Source organism: Rhizobium sp. PRIMUS64, from assembly GCF_023006465.1.
Taxonomy (GTDB): domain Bacteria; phylum Pseudomonadota; class Alphaproteobacteria; order Rhizobiales; family Rhizobiaceae; genus Rhizobium; species Rhizobium leguminosarum.
Map to the genome: position 1 here is coordinate 1 of NZ_JALBGX010000210.1, position 8,352 is coordinate 8,352.

12 protein-coding genes and 1 pseudogene are annotated in these 8,352 nt (G+C 60.2%); 4 read left to right on the forward strand and 9 right to left on the reverse strand.

All coding sequences use genetic code 11. The features are described 5' to 3' along the window. The 5 genes from MOV76_RS37330 to MOV76_RS37350 all read right to left on the reverse strand — a co-directional run. Positions 1-886, reverse strand: an 886-nt coding sequence (locus MOV76_RS37330; protein WP_247266441.1) for a chromosome segregation SMC family protein, incomplete at its 3' end; no start/stop codon positions are given. A 96-nt stretch (positions 887-982) separates the two neighbouring features. Beyond that, on the reverse strand, positions 983-1,753 hold the full coding sequence (locus MOV76_RS37335) for a DsbA family protein (protein ID WP_018245170.1): 771 nt from the start codon (positions 1,751-1,753) through the stop codon (positions 983-985). 213 nt (positions 1,754-1,966) lie between these two features. Then, on the reverse strand, positions 1,967-2,191 hold the full coding sequence (locus MOV76_RS37340; RefSeq protein WP_247266442.1) for a TraY domain-containing protein: 225 nt from the start codon (positions 2,189-2,191) through the stop codon (positions 1,967-1,969). A 259-nt stretch (positions 2,192-2,450) separates the two neighbouring features. Further along, on the reverse strand, positions 2,451-2,645 hold the full coding sequence (locus tag MOV76_RS37345; protein WP_130751159.1) for a hypothetical protein: 195 nt from the start codon (positions 2,643-2,645) through the stop codon (positions 2,451-2,453). Continuing rightward, positions 2,645-3,142, reverse strand: a complete 498-nt coding sequence (locus tag MOV76_RS37350; RefSeq protein WP_028734815.1) for a DUF721 domain-containing protein — start codon at positions 3,140-3,142, stop codon at positions 2,645-2,647. The genes MOV76_RS37345 and MOV76_RS37350 overlap by 1 nt, the downstream gene beginning before the upstream one ends. A 96-nt stretch (positions 3,143-3,238) precedes the next feature. On the opposite strand from MOV76_RS37350, the gene mutY reads away from it, so the two are divergent. From mutY to MOV76_RS37365, 3 genes are read left to right on the forward strand one after another with little or no spacing between them, the layout of a single operon-like run. Continuing rightward, positions 3,239-4,330, forward strand: coding sequence for an A/G-specific adenine glycosylase (mutY, locus tag MOV76_RS37355; RefSeq protein ID WP_247266443.1), 1,092 nt, complete (start codon positions 3,239-3,241; stop codon positions 4,328-4,330). Positions 4,331-4,332: 2 nt separating this feature from the next. Beyond that, positions 4,333-4,947, forward strand: coding sequence for an HAD family phosphatase (locus tag MOV76_RS37360; RefSeq protein WP_026188650.1), 615 nt, complete (start codon positions 4,333-4,335; stop codon positions 4,945-4,947). Between the two features lie 5 nt (positions 4,948-4,952). After that, positions 4,953-5,318, forward strand: coding sequence for a nuclear transport factor 2 family protein (locus MOV76_RS37365; protein ID WP_247266444.1), 366 nt, complete (start codon positions 4,953-4,955; stop codon positions 5,316-5,318). Between the two features lie 267 nt (positions 5,319-5,585). Here the strand turns inward: MOV76_RS37365 and MOV76_RS37370 are convergent, their stop codons facing one another. From MOV76_RS37370 to MOV76_RS37385, 4 genes are all read right to left on the reverse strand, one after another. Further along, complete coding sequence (locus MOV76_RS37370) at positions 5,586-6,728, reverse strand: site-specific DNA-methyltransferase (RefSeq protein ID WP_247266445.1); 1,143 nt, start codon at positions 6,726-6,728, stop codon at positions 5,586-5,588. 179 nt (positions 6,729-6,907) lie between these two features. Then, positions 6,908-7,165 carry a hypothetical protein gene (locus MOV76_RS37375; RefSeq protein ID WP_247266446.1) on the reverse strand — a complete coding sequence of 86 codons (258 nt, stop codon included), beginning with the start codon at positions 7,163-7,165 and terminating at the stop codon, positions 6,908-6,910. Positions 7,166-7,480: 315 nt separating this feature from the next. Continuing rightward, positions 7,481-7,831 (reverse strand): antibiotic biosynthesis monooxygenase, encoded by a 351-nt coding sequence (locus MOV76_RS37380; protein WP_247266447.1) that lies wholly within the window; start codon positions 7,829-7,831, stop codon positions 7,481-7,483. Next, complete coding sequence (locus MOV76_RS37385) at positions 7,828-8,157, reverse strand: NIPSNAP family protein (protein WP_247266448.1); 330 nt, start codon at positions 8,155-8,157, stop codon at positions 7,828-7,830. The genes MOV76_RS37380 and MOV76_RS37385 overlap by 4 nt, the downstream gene beginning before the upstream one ends. 84 nt (positions 8,158-8,241) lie before the next feature. Between MOV76_RS37385 and MOV76_RS37390 the strand changes: the two are divergent. Further along, positions 8,242-8,352: pseudogene (locus MOV76_RS37390) on the forward strand (transcriptional regulator); the annotation flags it as partial.

The window sequence follows — 8,352 nt, forward strand, 5'->3', positions numbered from 1 at the left end:
GGCGCTGCAGGGCGGCGGCCGCACGCGCCTCGCCCTCGCGCAGTTCCGGCAGCTTCAGGCTGGCGATGCCCTGGTTCTTCGCCGCCTCCATCTGCATCTGCGCCTTTTCGGCGACGACTGATGTCGCCTGGTTCAGCGCGCTGTCGGCCTCGGCCTCGGCTTCCTTGGCCTGCACCCAGCGGATATGCAGCAGCATTGCCTCGCGGGCGCGGATATCGGCAGACAGCGTCTTGAAGCGGTTTGCCTGGCGGGCCTGGCGCTTCAAGCTTTCGATCTGGCTTTCGAGCTGCGAGGTGACGTCGTCGAGGCGCTCGAGATTGCCTTCGGCGGCGCGCAGCCGCAGTTCGGCCTCGTGGCGGCGGGAATGCAGGCCTGAAATGCCGGCCGCCTCTTCGAGCAGTTGGCGGCGGGCCTGCGGCTTGGCCTGGATCAGCTCGCCAATACGCCCCTGCCCGACCATCGAGGGCGACCGCGCGCCGGTGGAGGCGTCGGCAAACAGCAGCTGCACGTCCTTGGCGCGGCTTTCCTTGCCGTTGATGCGATAGAGCGAACCCTGTTCACGCTCGATGCGGCGGGTGACCTGAATCTCGTCGCTGTCGTTGAAGGCGGCAGGCGCGGTGCGTTCGCCATTGTCGAGATAGAGCGCCACTTCGGCGGTGTTGCGCGCCGGGCGGTTGCCGGAACCCGAGAAGATCACGTCGTCCATGCCGGAGGCGCGCATGTTCTTGTAGGAATTCTCGCCCATCACCCAGCGCAGCGCCTCGACGAGGTTCGACTTGCCGCAGCCGTTCGGGCCGACGACGCCGGTCAGTCCCCGCTCGATGATGAATTCCGTCGGCTCGACGAAGGATTTGAAGCCGACCAGGCGCAGCTTGTTGAACTTCATGCAGAAGCTCCGCAGCGCGGGACGGGCTTGTCATGCAGCCACAAAAAAACGGGCGCACGGCTTTCGCCGTCGCCCGTTCTATCGAAACGATCCGGTTCAGAGCAGGCTGTCGATAAGCTTCGACATGGTGTCAACCGGCATGTCTCCAGAGTAGCGCTTGCCATTGATCAGGAAAGTCGGGGTGGCATTGACGCCAAAATCCTTGGAACCTCTTTCCCGCGTGGCGTTCACTTCATCCAGAAGCTTCTGGTTCGTCAAGCATTTCGTGAAGCTATCCTCAGTAAATCCGGCAAGCTTCGACATCTGCAGCAGTGCGGCGCGGCCATCATCGGCGGCGGCCCAGATCTGCTGCTGCTTGAACAGCATCGAAACCATCGGGAAATATTGTTCCGGCGTGCTCAACTGTTCCGGATTGGAGGCGCTGCAGCGGGCGAGCATGAAGGCTGCGGCAGCGCGCGGGTCGAAGGGGAATTCGCGGATGATGAACTGCACCTTGCCGCTGTCGACATATTTCTGCTTGATCGTGTCGAAGGTGGTGTTGTGGAAATGAGCGCAATGCGGGCAGGTCATCGACATATATTCGACGATCTTGACCGGGGCATCAGCCTTCCCGAGCGCCATTTCCGGCAGCGCGCCGGGCTTCAGCACTGCGGCCATGTCGACATCGCCGTCGGACTGCGGCATTTCGGTCGCCGCTGTGGCCGCCGTCTGCATGGTGTCGACATTGGTGCCATCAGCCATGGTCTTGCCGGAGGACGAAGCATCGGCAGCGTCCTTGCTGTCGTTGCAGGCGACAAGCGCAACGGCAGCTGCGGCGATGGCGATACCGCTGAGCAGGCGGCGTTTCGTCAGTTGCATTTCGGACATCTGCATGGATTCCCCATAACTAATGAGATTGACGGCGTGACTGTGCGATATAACGGCTTGCGGCCACTCACAAGGCACGGTTCGCCAACTTCCTTCAAAGAATTGTGACCGCGGGAAGACGACTAGACCAAAAATTGCGAGATTGGTCCGTCTGTGAATTTTGCCGATGGATATCGCGGCGGCTGCCAGCCGGTATCGGCTGGTCGATGAGACTCAGTTGTCCACCCCGTAACGCGCCGTCAGCTCGGCCAGCGGCACGGCATCGCTCTCGTCGCGGCGAAGTTCTTCGAAGCGCCTTTTGGCAAGATAGACATCTTCCAGATCGTCGAGATGCGCGAGGATGGCTTGACGCGCATAGAAGCTCTTGCTGCGGCCGGTACGCCTGGAAAGCTCAATCAGCCGCGCTTCGATATCAGGGGGCAACTGCAAGACCAGCATGATTTTTCTCCCGTCTGCTATATACAAATATGGCATCCGAAGCGTTTTGCCAGTGCCTCTACACCGCCGAGGAAAGTTCAAGAGGGTAGCGTCAAGGTTCGGTGAAGATGTCGAGGATCAGCGTCGCTAGCGGCTACTCGGAGCCCGCAAAGCTCTCGAGCATGGCCTCGATGACATGTTCACGATCAAGCACTTCGGCATTGAATGGCAGGCCGACCGGATAACAGAGGGGATCGGATTCGGCGGTATAGACCAACGCTTAGGCGGACTTGCGCGTGAACTGGGCGCGGATCGCCTGGCGGCGTTCTTCGGGCGGCTGATCCTTGGTCTCGGCGAGGAGCTTGCGCATGCGCGGGCTGAGCACCAGGCCGTCAACCGCACTGATCTTTTCAGCACAGGCCTGGGTCAGGCCGCCGGTCTTGGCGTTGCCGGTCAAGTTGGGCGTTTTGCTCATCAGCGTTGATTCCCCTGCTTGCCCATCACCGCGGTCCCCAAGCGCTGGATTGCCTGGCGCAGCTTGTCGTTCTCGATGCCTTCCATCATGCCTTCGAGCTTGCGGGCGGCTTCGCCTTTCAGCGGCGCCGGGGTGCGGGAGCGGCGGATCGGTTGTGAGACCGGCTTCTGGACGATGCGGATCTGGTGGACGGCGGCAAAGCCGAAGAAGCTGTTGATGCGCTGGATGAGTTCGCCCTGGGCATGGGTGAGGAAAAGCGCGCGCGCGCCCTCGCAGGCAATGGTCAGCACGCCGGGGCGGAAGCCGCCGACCTCATTGCCGCCGCGAGCCCAGGCGATCTTTTCCGGCCGGGTGCAATCGGCGAAATCCTCGCCGGCGATTTCGCTCCACGAGCCGAGCAGAGCCGTGCTGATGCCGGCGCGCCGGGCAAGAACGGGATCGATCAGTCCGTTCGCCAGCTCGGAGATCTGCTTCACATCTTTGCGTGGATAACTCATCGAAACCCTTCGGCGCCGCCGCCAATTCGCATAGGCGACTTGATCGCGCGGCATTGCTTCGCCAAGTATAGGCACTTCCCCCCATCGCGGCAAATCATGACGATCATCACACTCGACACGCCCTCAGCAAAGCCCCTGCTCGACTGGTACGATCGGCACCACCGCGAGCTGCCCTGGCGTGTGGCGCCCGGCATGGCGGCCCGCGGCGTCAAGGCCGATCCCTATCGCGTCTGGCTGTCCGAGGTGATGCTGCAGCAGACGACGGTGCAGGCGGTCAAACCCTATTTCGAGCGGTTTCTGCAGCGCTGGCCCGAGGTGACCGATCTTGCCGCGGCCGAAAACGACGCGGTGATGGCCGCCTGGGCAGGGCTTGGTTATTACGCCCGGGCTCGCAACCTGAAGAAATGCGCCGAAGCGGTGGCGAACGAGCATGGCGGCGTCTTTCCCGATACCGAGGAAGGCCTGAAATCCCTGCCGGGGATTGGCGACTATACGGCCGCGGCCGTCGCGGCAATAGCCTTCAACCGGCAGGCGGCGGTCATGGACGGCAATGTCGAGCGGGTGATCTCCAGGCTCTATGCGATCGCCACACCGCTTCCGGCGGCAAAGCCCGCGATGAAGCAGAAGGTGGCGCTGTTGACGCCCGCCGATCGGCCCGGCGATTTCGCCCAGGCGATGATGGATCTGGGTGCCACGATCTGCACGCCGAAGCGGCCAGCCTGTTCGCTCTGTCCTTTCCCCAGTGCCTGCGAGGCGCTCAAACTTTCCGATCCCGAGCTCTTTCCGGTCAAGGCGGCGAAGAAGGAGAAGCCGGTCAGATATGGCGCGGCCTTCATCGCGGTAACAGGGGATGGCGAGATCCTGTTGCGGCGGCGCATCGACAGCGGCCTGCTCGGCGGCATGACCGAGGTGCCGACGACGGCGTGGACGGCACGCATCGACGGCGAGACCTCGGCGAGCGCCGCGCCCTTCGAAGCGGCATGGCAGGCCGCTGGCACCGTCATCCATGTCTTCACCCATTTCGAGCTCAGGCTTTCGATCTGGCGTGCGGCAATCGCTGCCAAGGTCGCCATGAATGACGGATGGTGGGAGCCGGTTACAAATCTTGAAGCCCAGGCCTTGCCGACCATCATGAAAAAAGCGATCGCAGCGGCTATTCCTCTCGCGTTTAAAACATCCAAGGGATGACCATGACCACCGACATAAGACATATCGTTTTCGATATCGGCAAAGTCCTTATTCATTACGATCCGCATCTTCCCTTCAGCCGCCTCATCCCCGATGAAACGGAGCGCAACTGGTTCTTCGCCAATGTCTGCACCCATGACTGGAACATCGAGCAGGACCGCGGCCGCACATGGGCGGAGGCCGAAGCGCTGCTGATCGAACAGCACCCGGCGCGTGAAGAGCATATCCGCGCCTTCCGCAAATATTGGCACGAGATGGTGCCGCACGCCTATGACGACAGCGTCGCCATCATGGAAGGGCTGATTGCCGAGGGGCGTGACGTAACGATGCTGACAAACTTCGCCTCCGACACCTTCCGCGAGGCGCAGGCGCGCTTCCCCTTCCTCAACCTACCGCGTGGCGTCACGGTTTCCGGCGATGTCGGCCTGATCAAGCCGGATATCGCCATCTACGAAACGCATACGAAAAGTTTCGGCCTCGATCCCGCTGCGACGATCTTCATCGACGACGCACCGGTCAATGTCGAAGGCGCCAAGGCCTACGGCTGGAATGCGGTGCTGTTTTCGGGGCCCGAGAAGCTGCGCAGCGATCTCACGGCTTACGGATTGAAGGTCTGAGACCCATGGCATGCGACCCCGCAGAAGAAATCGAACGTTTTCACGCCGCCATCAACGCCCTCGATTTTCCCGCCATCGAGGCCTATTTCGCCGAGGACGCCACCTATGTCTCGAACGGCGTCGGCAGCCTTGCCGGACGGGCTGAGATCATGGCCGCCTTCCGAAAATATTTCGACGACTATCCCGATCAGACGGCGGAAAATTCGCTGGTGGAAACGTTGACGCCGCTCTCCGGCCGATCCGTCTGGTCGGTGCGCGCCACCCACAGCAAGACGGGCAAGCCGCTGATCCGCGAGGGTGAGGAGACGATCACCTTCAATGCGGAAGGGCGCGTCACGCGGGTGGACGTCACTGACTATCAGGAGTTCTGACTGGAGCAATTCCAGCAAAAGTGTGCAGCGGTTTTGCGTCCGGAATTGCGCAAAAACAATAGAAGACGCCCGGAGTTCGAACCCCGGGCGCCTTGGTCTTCTTCCGCAACTGGAGGGAAATCGGAAGAAGGTAGTTTCGATCCGCCAGAGCATGATGCCGAAAAGTGTATGCGGTTTTCGGACGACATCATGCTCTATTCTCTGGCTTAGATCCGGATTCAGATTTTAGGCCGATCTGGCCTAAAATCATCCGGATCTAGGCGCTGCTCACTCCGCCTTTGCCAGATCACTGCGGATGACGGACCTGAGATCGTCGATCGGGCGCAGGGACTGCCCGTCTTCGAAATGCCAGAAGGTCCATCCGTTGCATGCATCGAGACCCTGCACCTTGGCGCCGAGACGATGAATGGAGCCGGCCTCGCCGCCTGAAGCGACCGTGCCGTCGGCGCGGACGATGGCGCTATAACGGCGCCTGGCGTCGGTCAGCACCTGGCCGGGTTTGATCAGGCCGCTTTCAACCAGCACGTTGAAGGCGACGCGGACTTCGGCCTTCTTGCCGGTCATGACGGTCAGTTCCGCCTTGCCGAGCGGCTCGACGGCGGCGATGCGGGCCGAGGCCGCATCGATATAATCCTGTTCGCGCTCGATGCCGACGAAGTGGCGGCCGAGACGCTTGGCGACCGCACCCGTCGTTCCCGAGCCGAAGAAGGGATCGAGCACGATATCGCCGGGCTTGGTCGAAGCCACGATGACGCGGGCAAGCAGCGCCTCCGGCTTCTGTGTCGGATGCGCCTTCTTGCCGTCCTCGCCCTTCAGCCGCTCACTGCCGTTGCAGATCGGGAAGAGCCAGTCGGAGCGCATCTGCACGTCGTCATTGGCGGCCTTCAGCGCATCGTAATTGAAGGTATAGCCCTTGGCCTTGGCGCTGGGGCTTGCCCAGATCATCGTCTCATGGGCGTTCTGGAAACGGCGGCCCTTGAAATTCGGCATCGGGTTGGTCTTGCGCCAGATGATGTCGTTGAGGATCCAGAAATTCAGATCCTGCAGCGTGGCGCCGACACGGAAGATATTGTGATAGGAGCCGATCACCCAGATCGAGCCGGTCGGCTTCAGCACACGCCGGCAGGCCAGCAGCCAGGCGCGGGTAAAGGCGTCATAGGCCTCGAAGGAGGCGAACTGATCCCATTCGTCGTCGACCGCATCGACCAGCGACTGATCGGGACGATGCAGCGTTCCGCCGAGCTGGAGATTATACGGCGGGTCGGCAAAGATGATATCGACGGAGTGGCTGGGCAAAGCTTCAAGGGCGCTGACGCAATCGCCCTTGATGATCGTGTCGACCCAAGAATCCGGCCGGGAATCCGACTTGACGGAAGCCTTGAGGTCGGCAAGCGGAAAAACTGATGCCATTCTGATACTCACTCATACGCTCTACGCTTAACTGTCCGTTATGGTTACGCAACTTAGTTACCAAAGCCTGAAGCGGTGGCCGATTTCGGGAATTTATTCGGGTGGCAGTCGGGCAACCGGACTTAGATGGCTTGAGCCCGTCGCGGCTGAAGTGAGGCTCAACGGCGTCAGCCATCTTTCTATTCAAGATTTTCCCGGGTATCGGCAATACTCGTTATAGAGTCAAACATCAGCGTATATTCCAGAAATATAGTGTCTGTTATTTTACCATGCTGCGTTCTTCTCATCTCGCAGCTAACGCTCTTTTCAAAATAGCTGCCCTTTATGCTGCATTCTCCATCGATTTCGTTCTCACTGCCGTTGGTCAAGCGCGCAGCATCCGAGATTGCCCGTTCTGGGAATGTAACCCCAATGAAATCAGGATTCTGGATGAACATGATAATCGTCGAAACTACCAGGAGCGCTAAGACAATGAAAATAAAAGAAAATATGGCGGCCCAAGTAAATTTGATTATCCTTGAAGCCCACACGATTTGGATTTCCCGTCCAGTTTGAGATTTAGACCGCAGGTAGCATTTCCTTCAATTTGATAGATGAAATAAATTCGTTGTCACGCCCATAGTTCAAACCGGTTGCGCCAGCTGCGTAACCGCGAGAATGCCAAGGAAGGGTGTTAGGTTCTTCTCTATATTTTCAAGATCAACAAGCAGCTTTCAGCGCGCCCGTGGACAGCGTGGATTGGACGCCATGCGTCACGCCGCATCGTGGACGCTGCGGCTGTCGGCCGGCGCTTCGTCGCGTTCGAACATGCCGTAATCGCGGACGACACTGGCGATCCGCAGGCGATAATCGGCGAAGATGCCGCCGCGTCCGGCCTGCTGCGCTGCCCGGTGCGCCTCGAGATTGCGCCATTGCTTGACGGCTTCCTCATCGCGGAAAAAGGAAAGCGACAGCAGCTTGCCGCGGTTCGTCAGGCTCTCGAAACGCTCGATCGAGATGAAGCCGTCGATCTTTTCGAGCTCAGCGCGCAGCTCGCCGGCGAGATCCAGATATTTGTGGCGTTCGCCCATATAGGGCACGACTTCGAAGATGACGGCGATCATGACTGCACCAGCTTGGCGTGAGGAGCGGAGACATTTTTGAGGAAGATGCGATCTTCCTTCAGGATGAAGCCTTCGCGTCTGGCAAATTCGTAATTCTCGCGGCCGAGCGGGTCGGAAGCCAGCCTGGCGCGATAGGCTTCGTAGGCTGCGAGGCTTTCGATATTGTAGACGCCGTAAGCGGTCGTTGCCGATCCCTCATGCGGGCCGTAATAGCCAATCAGGTCGGCGCCATTCTTCGGGATTGCCTGGCCCCAGTTGCGGGCATATTCGGCAAACGCCTCCTTCTTGAAGGGGTCGATCTGATAGCGGATGAAGCAGGTGATCATATCGTTTCTCCTTTGCTGTCTCAGTGCTCTCCTGGGCCGTTTTCGCACATTGCCTGACGGCGATGCTTCGGTTACGATCGAACTATGAAGGAAGGCCCTGACATTGCGCAGATCGGCGCGCTCATCGGCGATCCCGCCCGCGCGAACATGCTGGCGGCACTCACCGGCGGCCGGGCGCTGACGGCGACCGAGCTT